Below are 21,964 nucleotides of genomic sequence, written 5' to 3' on the forward strand. Positions count from 1 at the left end.
AATTGTCATGATATTATTTTCCCAATTGACATGATTTGGCGCGTTCCGCATCGTTAAGGGGCATAGGCTTCTCCAGCACGGGGAAATACATTTGTCCGCATCAGCGCCCATCATCAAGATCGACAGCATCTCGAAAAGCTTCGGCAGCTTCAAGGTGCTGGACGGCCTGTCGATGCAAGTCATGCCCGGCGAGAAGCTGGCACTGATCGGCCCGTCGGGTTCGGGCAAGACGACGATCCTGCGCATCCTGATGACGCTGGAGCGCATCGATGGCGGTCATATCCAGATCGACGGCGAGCAGCTCTATCACATGGAGCGCAATGGCCAGCTGTTGCCCGCCGATGAGCGGCATCTGACAAGGATGCGCCAGAAGATCGGCATGGTGTTCCAGCTGTTCAACCTGTTTCCGCACAAGTGCGTCATGGACAATGTCACGCTGGCGCCGATGCTGACCAAGGGCACGCCGCGTGCCGCCGCCGAAAAGCGGGCGATGGAACTGCTCGAAATGGTCGGCATGGCCGACAAGGCCAAGAACATGCCGGCGCAGCTGTCCGGTGGGCAGAAGCAACGCGTGGCGATCGCTCGGGCGCTGGCGCTGTCGCCGAAGATCATGCTGTTCGACGAGGTGACGTCGGCGCTCGATCCAGAGCTGGTCGAGGAGGTGATGAACGTCATGCGCAAGCTCGCCGCCGAGACCGACATGACCATGCTGCTGGTCACCCACGAGATGGGCTTTGCCCATGATTTCGCCGACCGGGTGCTGTTCTTCGATCGCGGCAGGATCGTCGAAGAAGGCAAACCGGACGAGATTTTCCGCAATCCCAAGCAGGAGCGCACGCAAGGTTTCCTGAAGAAGATCATCGCGGCCGGACATCGGGTCTGACCGCAATGCCCAGGGCGACGAAGTCGTCCCGAGGCGGCGAGGGCCGCCATGCAACAAAGCAAGACAAGAAACAAGGAGTTGGGAACAATGAACAAACTTGGCATTCTGGCCGGCGTTGCCGGTCTTGCACTGACGGCGGTGCTGGCCGCCTCGATCCCCGGTTCGGCCGATGACAGCAAGCTCGAGCAGCTCAAGGCGCAAGGTTTCGCCCGCCTCGCCATCGCCAACGAGCCGCCCTATACGGCGGTCGCCGCCGACGGCAAGGTTTCGGGTGCCGCGCCTGATGTGGCCCGCGAGATATTCAAGCGGCTCGGCGTCGCCGACGTTGCCGCTTCGATCTCCGAATATGGCGCCATGATCCCCGGCCTGCAGGCCGGTCGCTTCGATGTCGTCACCGCCGGCCTGTTCATGAAGCCGGAGCGCTGTGCTGCGGTCGCCTATTCGGAACCCGTGCTGTGCGACGCCGAGGCGATGCTGGTGAAGAAAGGCAATCCAAAGGGCTTCAAGAGCTATGAGGATGTCGCCAAGGATACGACTGCGACCATCGGCGCGCCGGGCGGCGGCACCGAGGAGAAGCTCGCGCTCAATGCCGGCGTGCCACGCGATCGCGTCATCGTCGTGCCGGATGGCCAGAGTGGCGTGAAGATGCTCCAGGATGGCCGCATCGACGCTTATTCGCTACCCGTCCTGTCGATCAATGATCTGGTCAAGAAGGCCAACGATCCGAACCTCGAAGTCATCGCTCCGGTGCAGGGCGCACCGGTCTATTGCGACGGCGCCGCTTTCAAGAAGGGCGACGAGGCACTGCGCGACGCCTTCGATGTGGAACTGGCCAAGATGAAGAAATCGGGCGAGTTCGCCAAGATCATCGAGCCCTACGGCTTCTCGGCGGCAGCCGCGATGTCGACCAGCCGCGACAAGCTCTGCGCGGCGAAGTGATCCTTCCTTCTCCCCGTTCAACGGGGAGAAGGTGTCACGAAGTGACGGATGAGGGGCGGCGCCAAACCTTCGCAAGTTCGCGCCGCCCCTCATCTGCCTGCCGGCATCTTCTCCCCGTAAACGGGGAGAAGATGCTAAACCCAACGTTGGAAACCGAATGACCCAGTGGTCCGGCTATTTCGGCCTGATATTGCAGGGAGCGCTTGTCACCATCGAGCTGACGCTGATGGGGTCGGTGCTGGCGCTGATCATGGCCTTCCTCGCCGGCATGGGGCGCGTGTCGCGCTTCTTTGCGCTGCGTTGGTTGGCCACCGCCTACATCGAGTTCTTCCGCGGCACCTCGATCTTCGTGCAGTTGTTCTGGGCCTATTTCGTGCTGCCCTTCATCGGCATTTCGCTGACCCCGTTGCAGGCCGGCGTGCTGGCGCTCGGCCTCAATGTCGGCGCCTACGCCGCCGAAGTGGTGCGCGGTGCCATCCAGTCGATCGGCCGCGAACAGTATGAGGCCTGCACAGCGCTCAATCTCGGCCGCTGGCAAGGCATGCGCCACATCATCCTGCCACAGGCGCTGCTGGTGATGCTGCCGACCTTTGGCAACAATGCCATCGAATTGCTCAAGGCGACCGCCGTGGTGTCGCTGATCTCGCTCACCGACCTGACCTTCCAGGCGCAGGTGGTGCGCGCCCAGACCGGCAACACCCTGGTGCCGTTCACCACCATCCTGATCATCTATTTCATCCTCGCCCTGCTCATCTCGTGGGGCGTGCGCTCGCTGGAACGACGCATGGCGCGCGGCCTCGACGGGGTGCGTGCCTGATGGCCAACTCCCTTGTGATAAATTGGGCCTACTGATGGAATGGGATTGGAATTTCGTCTGGGAAATCATGCCAACGCTGATCCAGGGCGTGAAGATCACCATCCTGGCGACGCTGCTCGGCTCGGTGCTGGCGGCGATCGTCGGGCTTGGCATTGCGCTGGCGCGCCGCTCGCCCAACAAGGCGTTGTCGCGCACGGTCGGCTGGGCGGCTGAATTCATCCGCGGCACGCCGCTGCTGGTGCAGCTCTATTTCATCTTCTACGTGCTGCCCGACATCGGCATCCTGCTGCCGCCGCTGGTCGCCGGTGTCATCGGGCTCGGGCTGCATTACGGCACCTATACGGCCGAGGTGTATCGTGCCGGCATCGACAATGTGCCGCGCGGCCAATGGGAGGCCGCCAAGGCGTGCAATTTGAGCGCCAGTCAGACCTGGACCCACATCATCATTCCGCAGGCTATCCCACCGATGATTCCGGCGCTCGCCAATTACTTTATCGCCATGTTCAAGGAAACGCCGCTGCTGTCGGCGATCACCGTGCTGGAACTGATGAACCAGGCCAAAAGCGTCGCCAACACCTACTATCGCTATATCGAGCCGATCACCCTGGTCGGTGCTTTCTTCCTGGTCATCAGTCTGTTTTCGGTCGTGTTGCTGCGCTGGCTGGAACGCCGCTACGGCAAGATCGAGAGGTAACCGATGAAACCTTTGCCCGAGATCAAGGTATATCCAAAACGGCCGGCACTGGATGCGCGTCCGCTGGAGCGGCGCATCGGCCTGATCATCCTGGCCACCGACCACACCAGCGAACCGGATTTCCGCCGCATGGTGGCGAGCGAACGCGTCGGCGTCTATGTCGCGCGCATTCCCTATGCCAACCCGACAACGCCCGAAAACCTGCGCAAGATGCAGCCGGCGCTGACGGCGGGCGCGGCCCTGATCCTGCCGGATGAGCCACTCGATGCCGTCTGCTATTCCTGCACTTCGGCCTCGGTGGTGATCGGCGATGCCGAGATCGAGGCGGCGATCCAGGTCGCAAAGCCGGACGTGCCGGTAATCACGCCGCCGATGGCGGGCGTGCGCGGGCTGCGTGCGCTGGGCGCAAGCAAGATCAGCATCCTCACTCCCTACACGGTCGAGACATCCAGGCCGATGGCCGCCTATTTCGCGGCGCACGGCTTCGAGATCGCCAGCTTCACCTGCCTCGGTTTCGAGGACGACCGCGAGATGGCGCGCATCGCACCGGCGGCCCTCGTCGAACTGGCGCGTGAGGCGACCGACGCCAGCGCCGATGCGCTGTTCGTCTCCTGCACGGCGCTGCGTAGCGCCCTCGCGGTCACCGGCATGGAAAAAACTATTGGACGTCCCGTGGTGACCAGCAACCAGGCGACCGCCTGGAATTGTCTGCGGCTGTGCGGAGATGACACGCCGCGTCCCGAATTCGGCCGTCTGATGACGCAGCCATTTGCCGCCTGATTGATGATCATGACACAGGTCACTCTTGAGCACATTCGCGCCGCGCGTGAGCGCATTGCCGGCAAGGTCGAGCGCACGCCGACCGTGCTGTCCCAAAATCTTTCCGAAGAGCTGGGCGTCCCCATCCACCTCAAGCTCGAACACCGGCAGACCACCGGCAGCTTCAAGCTGCGCGGCGCCTCGAATGCCGTCGCTTCGCTCAGCACCGCGGAGAAGACGCGTGGCGTGGTCGCGGCCTCGACCGGCAACCACGGCCGCGCGCTGGCGCATGCGGCGAAGCTTGAGGGCATGCACGCGGTGATCTGCATGTCGCGGCTGGTGCCTGAAAACAAGCTCGACGAGATCCGCCGGCTGGGCGCGGAAGTCCGCATCGTCGGCGACAGCCAGGACGATGCCCAGCAGGAGGTCGATCGGCTGGTGGCGCAAGAGGGGCTGGTTATGCTGCCGCCCTTCGACCATCCCGACATTGTCGCCGGGCAAGGCACGCTCGGGCTTGAGATGATCGAACAGGTCCCGGATGCCGCCCTCGTCCTGGTGCAGTTGTCGGGTGGCGGGCTCGCCTCAGGCGTTGCCGCGGCCATCAAAGGCGTCAGCCCCGGCACAAAGATCATCGGTGTCTCGATGGCGCGTGGCGCAGCGATGAAGGCCAGCCTCGATGCCGGCCGCCCGGTGCTGGTGGAAGAATTGCCGACGCTGGCGGATTCGCTCGGCGGCGGCATCGGCCTCGACAACCGGCTGACCTTCGCCATGTGCCGCGACCTGCTCGATGATATCGTCCTGCTTAGCGAGGACGAGATCGCCGCCGGCATCCGTCACGCCTATGCGCGCGAACGCGAAATCGTCGAGGGCGCCGGCGCGGTCGGCATCGCCGCGCTGCTCGCCGGCAAGGTCAGGTCGGACGGGCCGGTGGTCGTGCTTCTCTCCGGCCGCAACATCGATATGGACGCGCACCGCAGGATCGTCTGCGGCGAGGCGCCATCGCTCAAGGAGCACGCCGCATGAGCCGGATGACGATCCTCACCGAGCAAGAATTGCGCGCGATCGTGACACTCGATCTCGATGCAGTCGCCTGCGTCGAAAACGCCTTCCGTGCGCTTGCCACCCTGCCGGTGGCGATGCCGCCGATCCTGCGGCTCGACATTCCCGAGCATCGCGGCGAGGTCGACGTGAAGACCGCCTACGTGCCTGATATCGACGGTTTCGCCATCAAGATCAGCCCCGGCTTCTTCGACAATCCGAAGCTCGGCCTGCCCAGCGTCAACGGCATGATGGTGCTGCTGTCGTCCAAAACCGGCCTGGTCGAAGCACTGCTGCTCGACAACGGCTATCTCACGGATATCCGAACCGCTGCTGCCGGCGCCGTCGCCGCCAAACATCTGTCGCGGCAGGACTCGTCAGTTGCCGCGATCTTCGGCGCCGGCGTCCAGGCCGGGTTGCAATTGGAAGCCCTGATGCTGGTGCGGCCGATTGCCGAGGCGCGCATCTGGGCGCGCGACGCGGCAAAGGCCGAGGCAACCGCCGGAGCCCTGCGCGAAAAGCTCGGCATTCTCGTGCATGCCGAGCCCGACGCGGCAAACGCAGTTGTCGGCGCCGACATCATCGTCACCACCACGCCTTCGACCGAGCCGCTGATCAAGGCGGGTTTCGTTTCCGCCGGCCAGCACATCACGGCGATGGGCTCCGACGCCGAGCACAAGAACGAGATCGCGCCGGCAATCCTGCGCATGGCCGATCTCTATGTCGCCGACAGCGCCCGTCAGACGCGGCGGCTGGGTGAGCTGCATCACGCCATCGCGGCGGGCGTGATGGCCGCTGAGGAAGAGGTGACCGAACTTGGCCAGATCATCGCCGGTAAACGGCATGGTCGGCGCTCGGCCAGCGACATCACCATCGCCGATCTGACCGGCACCGGCGTTCAGGATACGGCGATAGCTACGTTCGCCCGCGATCGGGCGCGGGTGGCCGGTTCCGGGGCCATTTTCGAAAGCTGATGCTGGCCAAGGCGTGATCCGGAAAAGTGGGAACCGGTTTTCCGAAAGATCACGCCCAAACAAGAACGACGGGCCGGTTTCAACGAAGTTGAAACAGGCTCAAGGCCCAACAAACGAGGACCAAGAACAATGCAACCGAACCTGAGATTCTCGCGCGGCGAATATGCGGCTCGCCTCGCCAAGACACGCAAAGCCATGGAGGTGAAGGGCGTCGATCTTCTTGTTATCAGCGACCCGTCCAACATGGCCTGGCTGACCGGCTATGACGGCTGGTCGTTCTACGTGCATCAAGCGGTTATCGTGCCGCCATCGGGCGAGCCGGTCTGGTACGGCCGCGGCCAGGACGCCAACGGTGCCAAGCGCACTGCCTATCTCGCGCATGACAACATCGTCGGCTATGCCGATCACTATGTGCAGTCGACCGAGCGCCACCCGATGGATTTTTTGGCCAGCGTGCTTGCGGATCGCGGCTGGGGCAAGCTGACCATCGGCGTTGAGATGGACAATTACTGGTTCTCGGCCGCCGCCTTCGCATCGCTGCAGAAGCATCTGCCCAATGCCCGCTTTGTCGATGCCACCGCGCTGGTCAACTGGCAGCGCGCGATCAAGAGCCCGACCGAGATCGACTATATGCGCAAGGCGGCTCGCATCGTCGAGGCGATGCACCAGCGCATTTTCGACAAGATCGAGGTCGGCATGCGCAAATGCGATCTCGTTGCCGAAATCTATGATGCCGGCACGCGCGGCGTCGACGGCATCGGCGGCGACTATCCGGCGATCGTGCCGCTGCTGCCGTCGGGTGCCGATGCCTCGGCGCCGCATCTGACCTGGGACGACAGACCGATGAAGCGGGACGAGGGCACCTTCTTCGAGATTGCCGGCTGCTACAACCGCTATCACTGCCCGCTGTCGCGCACCGTCTTCCTCGGCAAGCCGACGCAGGAATTCCTCGATGCCGAGAAGGCGACGCTGGAAGGTATGGAAGCGGGGCTGGCCGCGGCCAAACCCGGCAACGTCTGTGAGGACATCGCCAACGCCTTCTTCGCCGTGCTGAAGAAGTATGGCATCGTCAAGGACAACCGCACCGGCTATTCGATCGGACTGTCCTATCCGCCGGACTGGGGCGAGCGCACGATGAGCTTGCGTCCCGGCGACCGCACCGAACTCAAGCCCGGCATGACCTTCCATTTCATGACCGGCCTGTGGCTGGAAACGATGGGACTGGAGATCACCGAGTCCATCCTGATCACCGAAACCGGTGTGGAGTGCCTGGCCAATGTGCCGCGTAAGCTGGTGGTGAAGGATTGAGCCCGATGTCGAATCTACGCTCATCACCGGTCGCGCCGACCGTCGATTTCGACCGCGACGGCGTCCAGCACGGCTTCCTGCGCTTGCCCTACAGCCGCGACGATTCCGCGTGGGGCTCGGTGATGATACCGATCTGCGTCATCCGCAACGGCAACGGGCCGGCAGCTCTGCTGTCCGGCGCCAACCATGGCGACGAATATGAGGGGCCGCTGGCCCTCTACGATCTCGCCAGGACCCTCGATCCCAGGCAAGTCAGCGGCACGGTGATCATCGTGCCGGCAATGAACTATCCGGCGTTCCGCGCCGGCACGCGCACCTCGCCGATCGACAAGGGCAACATGAACCGCAGCTTTCCCGGCCGGCCGGACGGAACGGTGACCGAAAAGATCGCCGATTACTTTCAACGTGAGCTGCTGCCTCGCGCCGACATCGTGTTCGACTTCCACTCCGGCGGCAAGACGCTGGACTTCGTGCCGTTCTGCGCGGCGCACACTTTGCCCGACAAGGCGCTGGAACACAAAGCCTTTGACGCGGTCGCGGCCTTTGCCGCTCCGTTCTCGATGCGCATGATCGAGATCGACGCCGTTGGCATGTACGACACGGCAGCCGAGGAGATGGGCAAGGTCTTCGTCAGCACCGAACTTGGCGGCGGCGGCACGTCGCGCGCGCAAACCGTGCGGATCGCGAGGCGCGGCATTCTCAACGTGCTGCGTCATGCCGGCATTGTAGATGGTGCGGTCGAGAAGACTCGAACCCAGTGGCTCGACATGCCGTCGGGCGATTGTTTCTCGTTCGCCGAAGACGACGGCATGATCGAAACCATGGTCGATCTCGGTGAGCCCGTCAAAGAAGGCTCGGTGCTGGCGCGCATTCATTCCACCGGCCGCACCGGCGTCGCTCCGCAGGAGATCCGGGCAAAAATGTCGGGCATGCTTGCGGCGCGGCATTTCCCCGGGCTGGTTAAGGCCGGCGACTGCGCGGCGGTGGTGGCTGTGCACGTCTGAGCGGCTCCGCCGGGGCCTGCTCCACCCGGTTCGGGTCCATCGTCACTTGTTCTGCGTCCGTCGCGGAGCCCTTCGGCGCGGCGGAAAGAAGCAGGATGGCGGGCGGAGTCGACATTGCAGGAGGATGTCACTATATAGCGGCGGCTTCGACCCGCGCGCCCGAGGGCAGCACCTCGAAGCAACTGTGAATGTGTAGTGTTTTGCGCCATCTATTGTGACGGAAATCGGCTCGGAAACCGGAAAAAAGCAAATAGAAACAGTGGCGCAGCGCTGGGTGTGACCCAGCCAACGGTACCGACCCCTCCAGAATCAGAAAATGCCCTTGACCCCTCGATTTCCTATGGCTCTGTGGACCTTGGACGGCATTGGCTTGCCGGCTGACCGCGACTCGGCTGGAATGGGGACATGCATCCTTTGCGGGATGTCGACGTTTATGATTACCAACCGGCTTTGCCGCCAGGGAACAGCAGTATGAGCGAACACGCCATCGAATTCTTGCGGGGATGGATCGGCGAAAAGGTCCATTGCCAGTCCTCCCAGGCAAGGATCGACAAGCAGGCCGAAACCTTGGCCAAGGAGTGCGCCGCCGAGGCGGCCGAGGTCGGCATTCCGCTGGAGGATATCCAGGAAGAAGTCGGCGATATTCAGGAACTTATCGCATCCCGGCTTGAGGAAGCGGCCGAGGCCGAAGAAAGCCAGCAGGCCCCCAGAAAAGCCGCGGAATGATCAAAGCCGCCGAATGATCGCATAGCGGCGACGTTGTTGCAGCGCGGGCTTCTGGCCCGCGTTTTTGTCTTCAGCCAAACGTCTCCTTCAGCCACGTCTTCGGCAGCGCCGGCACGAAATTCCCGTCCCGTCCAGTCATATCGTCATTGGCAACCAGCGCGTTGAGGATTGCTTCCTCTACGGTCTGGATCACCGCATCGAAAAACGGATCGATGTCGGTATCGGGAATAAAATCGGCACTGGCGATGCGGCCGGATGGCGCCCGCGCGGCGCTCGCATTGGCGGTCGAGAAGGCGATGAAAATGTCGCCTGAACTGTGATACCCGAAGCCTCCGGTCATGGCGACGCCAAGCGGCACCCGTCGGGCCAGCCGCTTCATCTGATGCGGCAGGAACGGTGCGTCGGTGGCGATGACGGCGATGATCGAACCCTTTTCGGCGCGCGGTGTGCCTTCGCGGACAGCCGGTTCGACGAGTTGCGGCCCGGCGCGCAGGCCGCGAATGGTTATGTTGCGCCGTTTGCCAAAATTGGACTGCACGAAGGCGCCGACCGTATAGGCACGGCCGTGCCATTCGACGATGCGCGATGCCGTGCCGGAGCCGGCCTTGAAGCCGAAGGTGATCATGCCGGTGCCGCCGCCGACGCTGCCTTCCTCGATCGGTCCGCCGGCGGCACCGTCGAGGGCCTGCGCAACATGCTCCGACGTCAAATGGTGGCCGTTGATGTCGTTGAGGAAGCCGTCATAGGTCTCCGCCGCCACCGGCAGTCCCCAGCCGCTGTCGAGCGCCGCCGGCAGCACGCTTTGCATCCAGCGCAGCGTGCCGTCGCGGGAAACACCGCAGGAATGCGTGTTGGTGACGGTGATCGGGAAGTTGAAAGCGCCGGTTTCCTCGACGATGTGCGAGCCGGTCAGTTCGCCGTTTCCGTTCTGGCTGAAGATCCCGGCGAAGACCGGGTTGGCGAGGTCGGCAAGCGGCCTGGGCAGGATCGCGGTCACGCCGGTGCGAACCGGTCCCTCGCCGACGACAAGCGTGCCATCGCCCGAGATCAGCGTCGCATAGCCGACCGCGACGCCGGGCACATCGGTGATCGCGTTGAACGGTCCAGGCCGTCCGTCGAAGCCGATGCCGAAATTTCGCGCGCGCGGTTTGCCTGAGGGCGTTGCCAGATGATGCGGATTGTCGGTCATGGTGTCAGAATAGGGATCCCTGATTGCCAGGCTCTTTGGCCTTGGCCGCCGGCTTGGCCACGGCTTTCGGTTTTGCCGTGCCGCTGATTGCCACCGCATCGGCGGTCCCGTCGGCGAACTCGAGCGAAAGCGCCATTCCCGACGCCACGTCGGCAGCCTGCTTGACGACGGCGCCGTCCGCATCTCTCACCAGCGCAAAGCCGCGGGCCAGGACGGCCTTGTGCGACAGCGACGCCATCAACCTGTCGGCCTGGACGACGCGGCCGCGCAGGCGCTCCAGCCTGAGCACCACTGCTTGCGTGCCGCGTCTTGTCAAAGCTGTCAGCAAATCCCTCTGCACGCGTTGCCGCCGTGCCGTCGGCTCGATCGTGATTCGGCCTTGCAGCATGGCCAGTTGCTGCTTGTGCCGCTGCAGCGAAGCCCTGGCACATTTTGGCAATTGATCCGCCGCCCGGTTAAGCTCCGCACGCCGGGCTCTTGCCATCGCACGCAGTGCCCCTTGTGCTCGCAAAAGATTGCGTTCGTTGGTGCGCCGGGCCTCTGCGATGCGCTGCGACAGCATTGCCGGTGTCAGTTTCACGGCAAAAAACCTTGCACGCTTGCGTTCGGTGGAGACCAACAGGCCCCGGCCGAGCCTGGATGTCGCCTCATCGAGGCGCCGGCGCGGCAGCGCCAGCAATTGATCGGGCGAGGGTAGAGCCCGGGCGGCGGCACGGGCGGCCTGCCGCTTGCGCTCGAAATTGCGCAGCACCGCCGCTTTCAGCCGCGCACCGAGGCTGGCAAGCGTTGCTTCGAGGTCGGCCTTCACCGGCACGGCGATTTCGGCCGCGCCTGTCGGTGTCGGCGCCCGCACGTCGGCGACGAGGTCGATCAGCGTCCAGTCGGTCTCGTGGCCGACAGCCGAGATCACCGGAATGCCGGAAGCGGCAACCGCGCGGGCGAGCGCCTCGTCGTTGAACCCCCAGAGGTCTTCGAGGCTGCCGCCGCCACGCGCCACGATCAACAGATCGGGCCGCTGGATGGCGCCATCCCATGCCAGCGCGTTGAAGCCGTTGACCGCGGCGGTCACTTCCGCGCCTGACGTCTCGCCTTGCACGCGCACCGGCCAGACCAGGACATGCAGCGGAAAGCGGTCCTTGATGCGGTGGATGATGTCGCGGATGACGGACCCTGTCGGCGAGGTGACGACGCCGATGACGCGCGGCATGAACGGCAGCAGCCGCTTGCGACCGGTGTCGAACAGCCCCTCGGCCTGCAGCCGCCGCTTGCGCTCCTCCAGCAGCGCCATCAGGGCGCCGGCGCCAGCCGGCTCCAGATTGTCGATGACGATCTGATAGTTGGATTTGCCGGGATAGGTGGTGAGCTTGCCGGTGGCGATCACCTCCATGCCCTCTTCGGGACGGAACTTCAGCCGGCTCATCGTGCCTTTCCACACCACGGCGTCGAGCCGCGCGCGGTCGTCCTTCAGCGCGAAATAGGCATGACCTGAGGAATGCGGCCCGCGATAGCCTGATATCTCGCCACGCACCCGCACATTGCCGAAAACGTCCTCGACCGTGCGCTTCAGCGCGCCGGAAATCTCGCTCACCGTATATTCGGCGGCGTTGGTGCGTGATTCGGATGCTACTTCGCTCATCCGTCGATTGGGGAACGGTTGGGCGCCCGCGTCAAGGCGGTTGCGTCGGGCCAGCCGTTCATAACCCGCACACCTGGCCCTGCCTACCAGCCGGGCAGGATCTGGTTCGGCTTGGTTCGCCGCAGCTTGGTGAAGGCGAGCGCTGCGAAATCGAACGTTCCGGGGTCTTCGCCGACCGGCACGGAGATGTTGTCCAGGCTTTCCGAAATATGACGGGCGAGCGCATCGACGATCTCCGGCCGCGACGTCTGGCCGCGCATGATGCCGATGCGGCAATCGGGCAGGGCGCCGAAGCCGTCGGCTTCGCCCAGCACCCGCATACCGGGCCTGAGCGCGCATTCCGGCAGCACCGAGATTGCCAGCCCGGAAAGAACCGCGGCGGTGATGACGGTGGCCGAGAAACTGGTGAACAGGATGCGATAGTCGCGGTTCTGCTGGTCGAGCACATCGACCGCGGCGCGCCGCCAGATGCAGTTCGGCCGGCCGAAGGCCATCGGCAGCGTTTCCTGCTCATGCGTTGCATGGTTGGCCGAGGTGACCCACAGCAGCGGTTCGCGCCGCACCACCTCCGACTGGCCGCGCACGTCGTTGTGCGTCACCAGCGCTAGGTCGAGATTGCCGCGCTTGATATGCTCGACCAGCCCCGGCGTCGGCTCGCAGATGACGGTGAGTTCGACGCGCGGATTGGAGCGCGTGAACCGGGCCATGATCTCGGGCAGGAAACGGTCGGCGTAGTCGTCGGGCGTGCCGATGCGGATCGTGCCTTCGAGCCGCCGGTCGTCGAAGGCCGCCAGGGTCTCGCGGTTGAGATAGAGCAGCCGCCGCGCATAGGAGAGCAGCTTGTCGCCTTCCTCGGTCAGCCTGTTGGTGCGCCCGTCCTTTTCGAACAGCGGCTTGCCGATCCGCTCCTCCAGCCGGCGCATCTGCATCGACACCGCCGACTGGGTCCGGTGCACCTCTTCGGCTGCCCGCGTGAAGCTGCCGGTATCGGCGATCGAGATGAAGGTCTGCAATTGATCGAGATCGAGCGGCGATTTCATCGATATGATCCATCACTGGTGTTGATGGTAAAGATTAGAAACATTCGTTGGATTAATCAATCGGCCGATGGCAAATTGGCATTGTCCACATGAAGGCATGTGAATCGAAGCCGGAACGGCCGCTGTCGCCAGCGCCGATCGCAAGGCTTTGCCCGTTCGAGTCTGAAGGAGACCGACAATGACCACGTTCGATTTCGCCACCGAGACCTCGCGCATCACCTCGCGTCCGGCCGTTGCGACGCGCGTGGCCAACACCGTCTCCAACATCTACCGCGCCTGGAAAAACCGCCGCGCCTTTTATCGCCTTGGCGAGATGTCGGACGCCGAACTCGCCGATATCGGCCTGACGCGCGCCGACCTGCATGTCGCCATCGACGTGCCGTTTGGCCGCGACCCGACGGCGATGTTGCGCGAGATCGCCAGTGATCGCATCGAAACGATCGAGGATTTCGCCCGCAAGGTGGCCTGATCGGTTGCTTGTTGTTTGGGTTGCCGTGAACCTTTTCAGGGTTCGACGCGACTGACGAGTATGCAGGCTCCCACTCCCTGCCGGATCCCCCCGGCCCGCCTGCACTCTGCCCGGTCCTCCCAGGACCGGGCTTTTCTCTTTCTACCTCAGCGAAGACCGCCTACCGCCGGTCCATGTCCCGCTTAAACTGGTCGAAGATTGTCTCCACGCCCTTCTGGTAGTCATCACGCTGCTGGGCGCCGGTTTCGAACATCTTGCCGAACAGGTCGTCGAACGGGTTTTTCGGACGGCCGTTCGGATTGGCCTGTGGCTGCGGTGCCTGACGTTGCGGGGGCGCTTGAGGCTGTTGCGGCGCCGGCTGTCCGCCGGGGATGCCGCCTAAGCCACCGCCACCTTGCCGCAGCATCTCCTCGAAGATTTTCCCCAGCGGATTGACTCCGTAGGGGCTTTGCGTCTGCTGGGGCTGCGGCTGCGCCCGCCCCTGCGGCTGCGGCTGAGGCGCGCCACCGCCGAACATGTCCTGCAGCACCTTGCCGAGCGGATTGTCGCCATAGGGATTGGGTGCCGGCTGCGTCTGGCTTTGCGGCTGTGGCTGAGCCGCGCCGCCGCCGAACATGTCCTGCAACACCTTGCCGAGCGGGTTGTCCATCGGGTTCTGGGGCGGCGGCGCCTGGCGCGGCTGCGGCGCCGGGGCCTGCATGCCGCCGCCTTGCCGCATCATCTGCTCGATGATCTCGCCGAGCGGATTGTTGCCGCCGCCGCCAAAACCACCGGCGGCCTGCATCTGGTTTGCCGTCTGCTTGAACAGCCCGCCCATGACCATCGAGGCGATCGCCGGCAGCATCTGCTGCAGGATCTGCTGATTGACGCCGCTGGCTTGCGCCGCCTGGCTGGCCACGGCGCGAGACAGATCCTTCGAACCGAACAGGTGCCCGAGAATGCCGTTGCCCTCATCGACGCCTTGCGGCGAGAAGGCCCGGGTTGCGTCCTCGAAATACTTGGCGTGCTGGCCGCTGGCCATCGCCGTCATGAAGGCGCCGAGCCCATAGGGGTCGGCGGTGTTGCGTTGCAGCCCCTGCGAAAAGGCCGGCAGCAATGCAGCGACCGCGGCTTGCGTCTGCTGCATCGAAAGCCCGTATTGCTGGGCAAGGGCCTGCATGCCATTGCCGTTCTGGGCCTGCGTCAGCATGTCGAACAAGGTGGGCATCGGCGTCTCCTCCGGAAATCCTCGCCGAAGAAGCCTAGTTTGTTTCCACTTCCGATTGAAGCGACTTTTGCCGGCCGGTCAGCTTTGCCAAATCCGAGGGTTAATAGGCGTATTCCATGAAAACCGGCTCGATCGAGCCGCCCCAGCGCGTGTGATAGGCCGACAGCATCTCCTCGGCGCTGGTGGTGCCCCGCGCCACCACTTCGTCCAACGTGTTGAGGAAGGAGGTCTCGTCGTAGCCGTCGCGGTTCTTCTTGCCACGGTTCTTCAGTCCCATGCGGGAAATGACCATCACGTCACGCGCGATCTCGCGCAGCGTGGTGTTGCGGAACGGTGCGGAGATGCCTTGTTCCGGCACGGCATTGCGCATCGCCAGCGTTTCTTCATACGTCCAGCTCGAGGTCAGCGCCTCGGCGGCATCGAGTGCGGCCTCATCATAAAGCAATCCGACCCAGAAGGCCGGCAGCGCGCAGATGCGCCGCCATGGCCCGCCATCGGCGCCGCGCATCTCGAGGAAGCGCTTCAGCCGCACATCCGGGAACAGCGTTGACAGATGGTTCGCCCAGTCGCCCATTGTCGGCAGCCCGTCCGGCACTTCATTGCGCGCGGCCCCGGCCATGAACTGGCGGAAGGTGATGTGGGTCATGTCGTGATAGCGGTCGTCGCGGATGACGAAATACATCGGTACGTCGAGCGCCCATTCGACATAGTCGGCGAAACCGAAATCGGGCGAGAAGCAGAATTCGAGCAGGCCCGAGCGCTGGTTGTCGGTGTCACGCCATATGTCGCCGCGCCAGCTCTGCAAGCCGTTCGGGTGGCTTTCGGTGAAAGGCGAATTGGCGAACAAGGCCGTCGACAGCGGCTGCAGCTTCAACGACACCTGCATCTTGCGGCGCATGTCGGCCTCGCTCTCGAAGTCGAGATTCACCTGGATCGTGCAGGTGCGGTACATCATGTCGAGGCCCTTGGTGCCGACCTTGGGCATGTAGCGCGTCATGATCTCGTAGCGCGATTTCGGCATTTTCGGCGTCTCGGCAAGCGACCATTTCGGGCTGCCGCCGAGGCCGAGGAAACGGATGCCCATCGGTTCGGCGATCTCGCGCACCTGCGCCAGATGGGCATTGCCCTCGCGGCAGGTCTGGTGGATCGTCTCCAGCGGTGCGCCGGAAAGCTCGAACTGGCCGCCGGGTTCCAGCGAAATCGCACCCTGGCCGGTCGGTTCGACCAGGCCGATGATGCGGCCGTCATCGACGATCGGATCCCAGCCGAGCTTTTCCTGCATGCCTTCGAGGATGGCGCGGATGCCACGCTCGCCGCCATAGGGGACCGGTGCATTGCCGTCGACATAGAAGGGGAATTTCTCGTGCTCGGTGCCGATGCGCCATTTGTCGCGCGGCTTGTTGCCTTCGGCCAGGTGCTCGACGAGTTCGTCGACACCTTCGATCGGGCGGAAATCGGTCGTATCGCGCGCCATTTATGAACCCTCTGCACATGACCCCGAAAATCGGCTTTCGACTTTCGCCGGGATCATGTGCCCCAATGGAATGCTACAGTGTCCTTTGCACGTCCGAAAGGAGGCGGGCGCTGTAGGACGATCGGACGATCGCCGGCGCTAAATGGACGAAATGTCAGCAGACGATCAAGCGAAAAATCCTGAGCCACAGGTCAACAGGAATTGAACGTTACTCCGCTCTCCGTCCCTTGCAAGGGATGACGTCTCACCAGTCTCCGACCGTTGCCTGCATCACCGCGAATGCGGCCACCGCCGCCGTATCGGCGCGCAGGATACGCGGGCCGAGCGGAATGGCGGTGACGAAGGGCAGGGCGCGCAGCATCTTGCGCTCGTCGTCGGAAAAGCCACCCTCCGGCCCGACCAGCAGCCCAAGCTTCTTTTCCTTGACCGCCTGCAGCGCGGCCAGCGGATTGTTGGTCGAAGCATCCTCGTCGCAGAAGATCAGCCGTCGCTCTGTGTCCCAGCCGGTCAACAGGCGGTCGAATTTTTCGGCTTCGCGCACCTGAGGCACCGCCAGGATGCCGCATTGCTCGGCGGCTTCGACGACATTGGCGCGCAGGCGATCGATCGACGGCTTGGCCACTTGCGTGTGCTGGGTAATGACCGGCTGCAGGATGCCGGCGCCCATCTCGACCGCCTTCTGCACGAGATAATCGAGCCGGCCCTGCTTCAGCGGCGCAAAGCAGTAGACGAGATCGGGCAGAGGCGGCTGCGGCCGCTGCAGCGCCGACACCTTCAGCCGCACCGCCCTTTTCGTCTTCGCCGATATGGCCGCCGACCACTCGCCGTCGCGGCCATTGAACACCAGGATTTCGGCGCCTTCGCCAAGCCGCAGCACATGCAGGAGATAGTGGCTCTGCTGTTGGCCGGCCTCGAATTCGATGTCCGGCGCGAGATCGTCGGTCACGAACAGACGTTGCATTTTGTAATTGGCGCGCATCGCCGAGGAATGAGCGAGCCTGCCGCCGGCGTCAAGCCTCGGCGGTCGGATGCCACACCGGCCGAAAGCCGTGCCGCAGCACGCAGAGCGTCGTGGCCGGCGTCAGTAGCGAGAGTGTCTTGCTTTTGAGCATGTCGAAATCGTTGGGGTGCTCATATCCCGCAAAGGACCAGCGCCGTGCCTTGCCGCTACGCAGGGCATAAACAGTGCCGCCATCCGCGACCATGGCGCCGTCCGGCAGGCCGGCAAGGTCTTCAACCGCAATCACTGGCGGCTTGCCGCCTGACGCCAGCCGTTCCTTGTGCAGCCGCTTGTCGACCATCGGCGCGCGCGGTTCGGCGATGCCGAAGGCTTCGCCGAAGCGGCCGACGAAATCCCTGGCCCGTTCGCGCTGGCAAAAGAAGCAGGGGCGATGCCCGGCCGCCAGTGCGGTCACCTCGTCGAGGAAGAACAGCTCGGTCCAGCCCGCTTTACCGCCCTTCCGGTTGCGGCCCATCGGTTCGCGCTGCACATTTCGGAATTGGCAGACGCAGATGATCCAGGCTTGAAGCGCCCAGCGCTTTTTCTTGAGCGTCTTCGTCTCGGGGTCGTGGATGATGCCGCGATTGCCGGTGAACATGCCACGATCGGGCACCGCGTGGATGATACCGAACGGATCGACCCGGTTCTGCAGTGGCATAGTTTTCTCTCCGGACACGCATCTTGGCTGCAATGCGAGCGGCATGATATCGGTCGTCGCAGCTTTTTCATGTCAGCAGGGTTTTGCGATGCGGGTGCTGGTGGTCCAGAACTACGACAATACCGGCCTCGGCCAGGTCGGCACAGCACTTGCGGAAGCGGGCGCCGATCTCGACCTGCGTCTCCCTTACAGGGGCGATCCCCTGCCGGATGACGCGGCCGGGCATGATGCCATGGTGGTGCTCGGCGGGGGCCAGAATGCGCTGGCCGACGATGAGTACCCCTATTTCCCGGCACTGCTCGAACTGACCCGCGACTTTGCCGACAAGGATCGCGCCGTGCTCGGCATCTGCCTGGGCAGCCAGCTCGTCGCTCGTGCCTTTGGTGGCGAGAACCGTATCGGCGGCGCCAATGAGTTCGGTTGGCACGGCGTGTCGCTGACGCCTGACGCCAAGGCCGATCCGGTGCTGGGCGCTCTGCCGGCAAAGTTCCCGATCTTCCAATGGCACGACGACACCTTCGTGTTGCCCGAAAACGCCGTGCGGCTTGCCGGCAACGATGTCGCCGAGAACCAGGCATTTCGCGTCGGCCGCGCCGTGTACGGTTTCCAGTTTCACTTCGAGGCCGACCGGCCGATGGTCAAGGACTGGAGCGCGTCCTTTGCCCCGACCATCGCTGCGCGCCATCCCGACTGGGCCGGCAAGCTCGATGGCGAAATGGCCCGCAACGGGCCCGATGCGGATGCCGCTGGCCTCGCCATTGCCCGGGCCTGGGTAGCGACCATCTGAGCGTTGGTCTCTCCGTACCCTCCAGCGTGACATAATTGGCACGCGGCGGTGAAACCGCCTGGGGAAAACGGTTTCATTCTTGGCTTGTGTCCGCCCGCCATCCTAGAAGGCGCGCGCTCTGCATCTTCTGTGCAACGGCTATGAACCTTTTGTGTGACCCGCGCGACACACCGTTGATACAGAACATGCCTAGAAGCGCAAAATCGTCGAAACTTTGAAGCGAATTCTCCGTTTCAACGCATTGGTAACCGCCTGGTGCACAGATGCAGAAAGCTCAACAAGAGATGACCTCCGTGAAAGCAGCGCTTCTGTCCTTTGCCATGTTGTCCGCCATCGTGCTGTGCGGTCTCGGCATCTATGCCGCCGACGCAGCCAACAACCACAACGCCGTCGACGGTTACGGCGTCACCGCCTCGCTGCGCTAAAGCGGGAAGCGTCTTTCGCGTCCTCCGACGCGCGGCGCTCAAGCTTCCTTGATCGTCATTGTCAGGATGCGTTTGTCCGCGCCGTCGACGACGAGCGCGCTCAGCATGCCTGATTGCCAGGCAAGCGTGTCGACATTGACGCGATTTGCCATCACTGCCGCCTCCGGCACCGGCGTGTGGCCGTGCACCACGATCTTCGGATAGAGGTCGGGGTGGTTGTGGAAGACGTCGCGGATCCAGATCAGATCCTGCGGGTTTTGCTTCTCCAGAGGAATGCCCGGCCTGATGCCGGCATGGCAGAAGAAGAAGTCCCCGAAAGTCACGGAAAACGGCAGCGATCGCAGGAAGTCGATGTGGCTTTGCGGCACGGCCTCGACCAGTGCCTGATGTCCTCTGCGCACGGCCGATTCGGCCTTGCCGAACCACACGCTTGTGCCTTCACTGATCGTTACGCCGTAAGACTGTGCCGTCTGGATGCCGCCGAACCGGATGAAAAGCCCTTCCGGGTCAGGGGTCTTGAGAAAATCGAGAAAGCCGATGTCGTGGTTGCCGGCCAGCATCAGGTGACGAGGGTCTCGCTCTTGCGCTTCGATCAGGAAATCGATGACGCCCTTCGAGTCCGGCCCGCGGTCGACATAGTCGCCAAGATGGATGACGCGCCAGTCGGCAGGCGCCTCCTGCTCGATCTCGGCCCTGATGCGCAGATGCATGGCGGCCAGCAGGTCGAGCCGGCCGTGGACGTCGCCGATCGCATAGAGACGGATGCCGTCCGGCCCATGCGCGTCGAGAAAATGGATGCCGGATTCTGCCAACTTTTCGGTGTCTCCGTGGTCAGGCGGTCACGGGACCTGGCGCCGGAGCTGGTCCTTGCCCATGTCGGTGACAAGACGCTTTCCGCACAGCGCCAGCGTGATGTCCATCTCCTTGCGGATGATTTCCAACGCCTTGGTAACCCCTTCCTTGCCAAGCGCCCCCAGGCCGTAAAGAAACGGCCGGCCTATATAGGTTCCCTTGGCACCGAGGCAAAGCGCCTTCAGGACATCCTGGCCGGAGCGGATGCCGCCATCCATATGCACTTCGATCGTGTCCCCGACCGCGTCGGCAATCTCTTCCAGCACGCCGATCGACGACGACGCACCATCGAGCTGGCGCCCGCCATGGTTGGAAACGATGATCGCGTCGGCGCCGGTCTTGGCCGCCATCAGCGCGTCCTCCTTGTCGAGAATGCCCTTGAGGATCAGCTTGCCGCCCCAGCGCTCCTTGATCCAGGCGACGTCCTTCCACGACAGATGCAGGTCGAACTGCTCCGTCGTCCACGATGCCAGCGAGGCCATGTTGCCGACGCCCTTGGCGTGGCCGACAATGTTGCGGAAGGTCCGCCGCTTGGTGCCGGCCATGGCGGCGCACCAGCGCGGGCGGATGGCCATGTCGACGATGTTGGTCAGCGTCAGCTTGGGTGGCGCCGAAAGCCCGTTGCGGATGTCCTTGTGGCGCTGACCGAGAATCTGCAGGTCGAGCGTCAGCACGAGCGCCGAGCATTTCGCCGCCTTTGCCCTGTCGATCAGGTTGAGCACGAAATCCTTGTCACGCAGCACATAGAGCTGAAACCAGAACGGCTTCGTGGTAACCGAGGCGACATCCTCGATCGAGCAGATGCTCATCGTCGACAAGGTAAACGGCACGCCGAATTCCTCCGCCGCCTGCGCCGCCAGCATCTCGCCATTGGCGTGCTGCATGCCGGTCATGCCGGTTGGCGCCAATGCCACCGGCATCGACACTTTTTCGCCGATCATCGTCGATGCCAGCGAACGGTTGTCCATGTCGACGAGGACGCGCTGGCGGAACTTGATCTTCTGGAAATCCTCTTCGTTGGCCCGATACGTGCTTTCGGTCCACGAACCGGAATCGGCATAGTCGAAGAACATCTTCGGCACACGCCGGCGTGCGAGGTCCTTGAGGTCGGCGATGGTCAGGATCTGGCTCATGGGCTTCCCGTTTCGATAGCTAGGAGCGTTTGCGTGCTGGTTCTGTATCGGTGGCGTCAACGCGCTGTTTCAACCTCAGCCGCGAGACGCGCTGCCAGTCGCCGCTGCGCTCGGCCTCCGCCATCGACCGTTCGACATAGGTGATGTGGTCCATCGCCGCCTGGCGGGCGGCGGCCGGGTCGCCGGCCTTCACCTCCGCATGGATCGCCCGGTGCTGCGCGAGCAGGGCGTCGCGCGCGCCGGGCACGGTGAACACCAGCAGCCGGTTCTGGAACACGCCCTCCGACAGCAGCCGATAACAGGAGCGCAGCGTGTGCAAAAGGATGATGTTGTGTGCGCATTCGCAGATCGCGTGGTGGAACTCGACGTCGATCTCGGCCTCGTCGTCGAAGTCGCCGGTCCGGTGCGCATCGTCCATGCGTGCCATGATCTTGTCGAGCAGCGCCATGTCGTCTGGGGTGGCGCGCCGTGCCGCATATTCAGCCGCAACCCCTTCGATCTCGCGGCGGTATTCCAGATAGTCGGTCACTGCCTTGCGGTGCATCGAGATCAGGTCCGTCACCGGTTTGGTGAAGAGCTGGCCGATGACATCGGCGACATGCGTGCCGCCGCCGGGCCTTGTCGTCAAAAGGCCGCGTCCTTCCAGTGCCTTCAGGGCGTCACGCAGGATCGGCCGCGATACGTCGAACTGGCGTGCAAGCTCGCGCTCGCCCGGCAGCCGGTCGCCGGTGCGCAGCACGCCTTCGAGGATGAGGCTCTCGATCTGCTGCACCACCTCGTCGGCGGTGCGCGAATGCTCGATCCTGGAAAAAATGTCGCTCAACAGAATGCCTGGAAGGTGAACCGGTGCCGCAGGATAGAGCCTGCCTCGCCAACTGGTCAAATTATTTATCCAATTGACAAAAAGCAGGCCGATTTCCCGCCCGATCCCGTGATCTTCGGCTAACTTTGC

Annotated in this window: 23 protein-coding genes; 13 read left to right on the plus strand and 10 right to left on the minus strand. The window is 63.6% G+C overall.

The genetic code is table 11. The annotated features are described in order from the left end of the window. Nucleotides 1-91 precede the first annotated feature (91 nt). From ehuA to MESCI_RS12640, 10 genes are all read left to right on the plus strand, one after another. Complete coding sequence (gene ehuA / locus MESCI_RS12595) at nucleotides 92-883, plus strand: ectoine/hydroxyectoine ABC transporter ATP-binding protein EhuA (protein WP_013530326.1); 792 nt, start codon at nucleotides 92-94, stop codon at nucleotides 881-883. Between the two features lie 87 nt (nucleotides 884-970). After that, complete coding sequence (ehuB, locus tag MESCI_RS12600; protein ID WP_013530327.1) at nucleotides 971-1,822, plus strand: ectoine/hydroxyectoine ABC transporter substrate-binding protein EhuB; 852 nt, start codon at nucleotides 971-973, stop codon at nucleotides 1,820-1,822. A gap of 157 nt (nucleotides 1,823-1,979) precedes the next feature. Then, nucleotides 1,980-2,639 carry an ectoine/hydroxyectoine ABC transporter permease subunit EhuC gene (gene ehuC / locus MESCI_RS12605; RefSeq protein ID WP_013530328.1) on the plus strand — a complete coding sequence of 220 codons (660 nt, stop codon included), beginning with the start codon at nucleotides 1,980-1,982 and terminating at the stop codon, nucleotides 2,637-2,639. Between the two features lie 34 nt (nucleotides 2,640-2,673). Next, a complete protein-coding gene (gene ehuD / locus MESCI_RS12610) occupies nucleotides 2,674-3,333 on the plus strand; it encodes an ectoine/hydroxyectoine ABC transporter permease subunit EhuD (protein WP_013530329.1) in 660 nt (219 codons plus the stop codon). 3 nt (nucleotides 3,334-3,336) lie between these two features. Beyond that, on the plus strand, nucleotides 3,337-4,113 hold the full coding sequence (gene eutA / locus MESCI_RS12615; RefSeq protein WP_013530330.1) for an ectoine utilization protein EutA: 777 nt from the start codon (nucleotides 3,337-3,339) through the stop codon (nucleotides 4,111-4,113). Nucleotides 4,114-4,122: 9 nt separating this feature from the next. After that, nucleotides 4,123-5,115: a hydroxyectoine utilization dehydratase EutB gene (gene eutB / locus MESCI_RS12620; RefSeq protein WP_164919891.1), complete on the plus strand. Its 993-nt coding sequence runs from the start codon at nucleotides 4,123-4,125 to the stop codon at nucleotides 5,113-5,115. Then, complete coding sequence (eutC, locus tag MESCI_RS12625) at nucleotides 5,112-6,104, plus strand: ectoine utilization protein EutC (protein ID WP_013530332.1); 993 nt, start codon at nucleotides 5,112-5,114, stop codon at nucleotides 6,102-6,104. Before eutB ends, eutC begins: the two co-directional genes overlap by 4 nt. A gap of 129 nt (nucleotides 6,105-6,233) precedes the next feature. After that, entirely contained in the window at nucleotides 6,234-7,412 is a 1,179-nt protein-coding gene (gene doeA, locus MESCI_RS12630; protein ID WP_013530333.1) for an ectoine hydrolase DoeA, read from the plus strand. A 5-nt stretch (nucleotides 7,413-7,417) separates the two neighbouring features. Continuing rightward, nucleotides 7,418-8,416 (plus strand): N(2)-acetyl-L-2,4-diaminobutanoate deacetylase DoeB, encoded by a 999-nt coding sequence (gene doeB, locus MESCI_RS12635; RefSeq protein ID WP_013530334.1) that lies wholly within the window; start codon nucleotides 7,418-7,420, stop codon nucleotides 8,414-8,416. A gap of 471 nt (nucleotides 8,417-8,887) precedes the next feature. After that, nucleotides 8,888-9,142 carry a DUF768 domain-containing protein gene (locus MESCI_RS12640; RefSeq protein WP_013530335.1) on the plus strand — a complete coding sequence of 85 codons (255 nt, stop codon included), beginning with the start codon at nucleotides 8,888-8,890 and terminating at the stop codon, nucleotides 9,140-9,142. 70 nt (nucleotides 9,143-9,212) lie between these two features. Here MESCI_RS12640 and MESCI_RS12645 read toward each other — a convergent pair whose 3' ends face one another. The 3 genes from MESCI_RS12645 to MESCI_RS12655 all read right to left on the minus strand — a co-directional run bounded on the left by MESCI_RS12645 (nucleotide 9,213) and on the right by MESCI_RS12655 (nucleotide 13,007). Next, nucleotides 9,213-10,331 carry a DmpA family aminopeptidase gene (locus MESCI_RS12645; RefSeq protein WP_013530336.1) on the minus strand — a complete coding sequence of 373 codons (1,119 nt, stop codon included), beginning with the start codon at nucleotides 10,329-10,331 and terminating at the stop codon, nucleotides 9,213-9,215. A 4-nt stretch (nucleotides 10,332-10,335) separates the two neighbouring features. Further along, nucleotides 10,336-11,967, minus strand: a complete 1,632-nt coding sequence (xseA, locus tag MESCI_RS12650; protein WP_013530337.1) for an exodeoxyribonuclease VII large subunit — start codon at nucleotides 11,965-11,967, stop codon at nucleotides 10,336-10,338. Between the two features lie 83 nt (nucleotides 11,968-12,050). Further along, a complete protein-coding gene (locus tag MESCI_RS12655; protein ID WP_013530338.1) occupies nucleotides 12,051-13,007 on the minus strand; it encodes a LysR substrate-binding domain-containing protein in 957 nt (318 codons plus the stop codon). A gap of 178 nt (nucleotides 13,008-13,185) precedes the next feature. On the opposite strand from MESCI_RS12655, the gene MESCI_RS12660 reads away from it, so the two are divergent. Continuing rightward, nucleotides 13,186-13,476: a DUF1127 domain-containing protein gene (locus tag MESCI_RS12660; RefSeq protein WP_013530339.1), complete on the plus strand. Its 291-nt coding sequence runs from the start codon at nucleotides 13,186-13,188 to the stop codon at nucleotides 13,474-13,476. Nucleotides 13,477-13,636: 160 nt separating this feature from the next. On the opposite strand, the gene MESCI_RS12665 is transcribed toward MESCI_RS12660, so the two are convergent. The 4 genes from MESCI_RS12665 to MESCI_RS12680 form a co-directional block, all read right to left on the minus strand. Next, entirely contained in the window at nucleotides 13,637-14,683 is a 1,047-nt protein-coding gene (locus MESCI_RS12665; protein ID WP_013530340.1) for a DUF937 domain-containing protein, read from the minus strand. 100 nt (nucleotides 14,684-14,783) lie between these two features. Next, the gene (locus MESCI_RS12670; RefSeq protein ID WP_013530341.1) at nucleotides 14,784-16,157 is read right to left on the minus strand and encodes a glutamate--cysteine ligase; all 1,374 of its coding nucleotides are present in this window, start codon (nucleotides 16,155-16,157) and stop codon (nucleotides 14,784-14,786) included. 244 nt (nucleotides 16,158-16,401) lie between these two features. Continuing rightward, on the minus strand, nucleotides 16,402-17,136 hold the full coding sequence (locus MESCI_RS12675) for a 16S rRNA (uracil(1498)-N(3))-methyltransferase (RefSeq protein ID WP_013530342.1): 735 nt from the start codon (nucleotides 17,134-17,136) through the stop codon (nucleotides 16,402-16,404). Between the two features lie 31 nt (nucleotides 17,137-17,167). Beyond that, nucleotides 17,168-17,815 carry a hypothetical protein gene (locus tag MESCI_RS12680; protein WP_013530343.1) on the minus strand — a complete coding sequence of 216 codons (648 nt, stop codon included), beginning with the start codon at nucleotides 17,813-17,815 and terminating at the stop codon, nucleotides 17,168-17,170. A gap of 88 nt (nucleotides 17,816-17,903) precedes the next feature. On the opposite strand from MESCI_RS12680, the gene MESCI_RS12685 reads away from it, so the two are divergent. Both MESCI_RS12685 and MESCI_RS33055 read left to right on the plus strand, forming a co-directional pair. Further along, nucleotides 17,904-18,602: a type 1 glutamine amidotransferase gene (locus MESCI_RS12685; RefSeq protein WP_013530344.1), complete on the plus strand. Its 699-nt coding sequence runs from the start codon at nucleotides 17,904-17,906 to the stop codon at nucleotides 18,600-18,602. Between the two features lie 293 nt (nucleotides 18,603-18,895). Further along, nucleotides 18,896-19,027 carry a hypothetical protein gene (locus MESCI_RS33055; protein WP_013893872.1) on the plus strand — a complete coding sequence of 44 codons (132 nt, stop codon included), beginning with the start codon at nucleotides 18,896-18,898 and terminating at the stop codon, nucleotides 19,025-19,027. A gap of 38 nt (nucleotides 19,028-19,065) precedes the next feature. Here MESCI_RS33055 and MESCI_RS12690 read toward each other — a convergent pair whose 3' ends face one another. The 3 genes from MESCI_RS12690 to MESCI_RS12700 are packed head-to-tail and all read right to left on the minus strand — an operon-like array spanning nucleotide 19,066 to nucleotide 21,835. Next, on the minus strand, nucleotides 19,066-19,839 hold the full coding sequence (locus MESCI_RS12690; RefSeq protein WP_013530346.1) for a metallophosphoesterase: 774 nt from the start codon (nucleotides 19,837-19,839) through the stop codon (nucleotides 19,066-19,068). Between the two features lie 27 nt (nucleotides 19,840-19,866). Next, nucleotides 19,867-21,012, minus strand: coding sequence for an alpha-hydroxy acid oxidase (locus MESCI_RS12695; RefSeq protein ID WP_013530347.1), 1,146 nt, complete (start codon nucleotides 21,010-21,012; stop codon nucleotides 19,867-19,869). Nucleotides 21,013-21,031: 19 nt separating this feature from the next. Continuing rightward, entirely contained in the window at nucleotides 21,032-21,835 is an 804-nt protein-coding gene (locus MESCI_RS12700; protein WP_013530348.1) for an FCD domain-containing protein, read from the minus strand. Nucleotides 21,836-21,964 lie beyond the last annotated feature (129 nt).

Origin of the sequence: Mesorhizobium ciceri biovar biserrulae WSM1271, assembly GCF_000185905.1 — a bacterium.
GTDB lineage: Bacteria > Pseudomonadota > Alphaproteobacteria > Rhizobiales > Rhizobiaceae > Mesorhizobium > Mesorhizobium ciceri.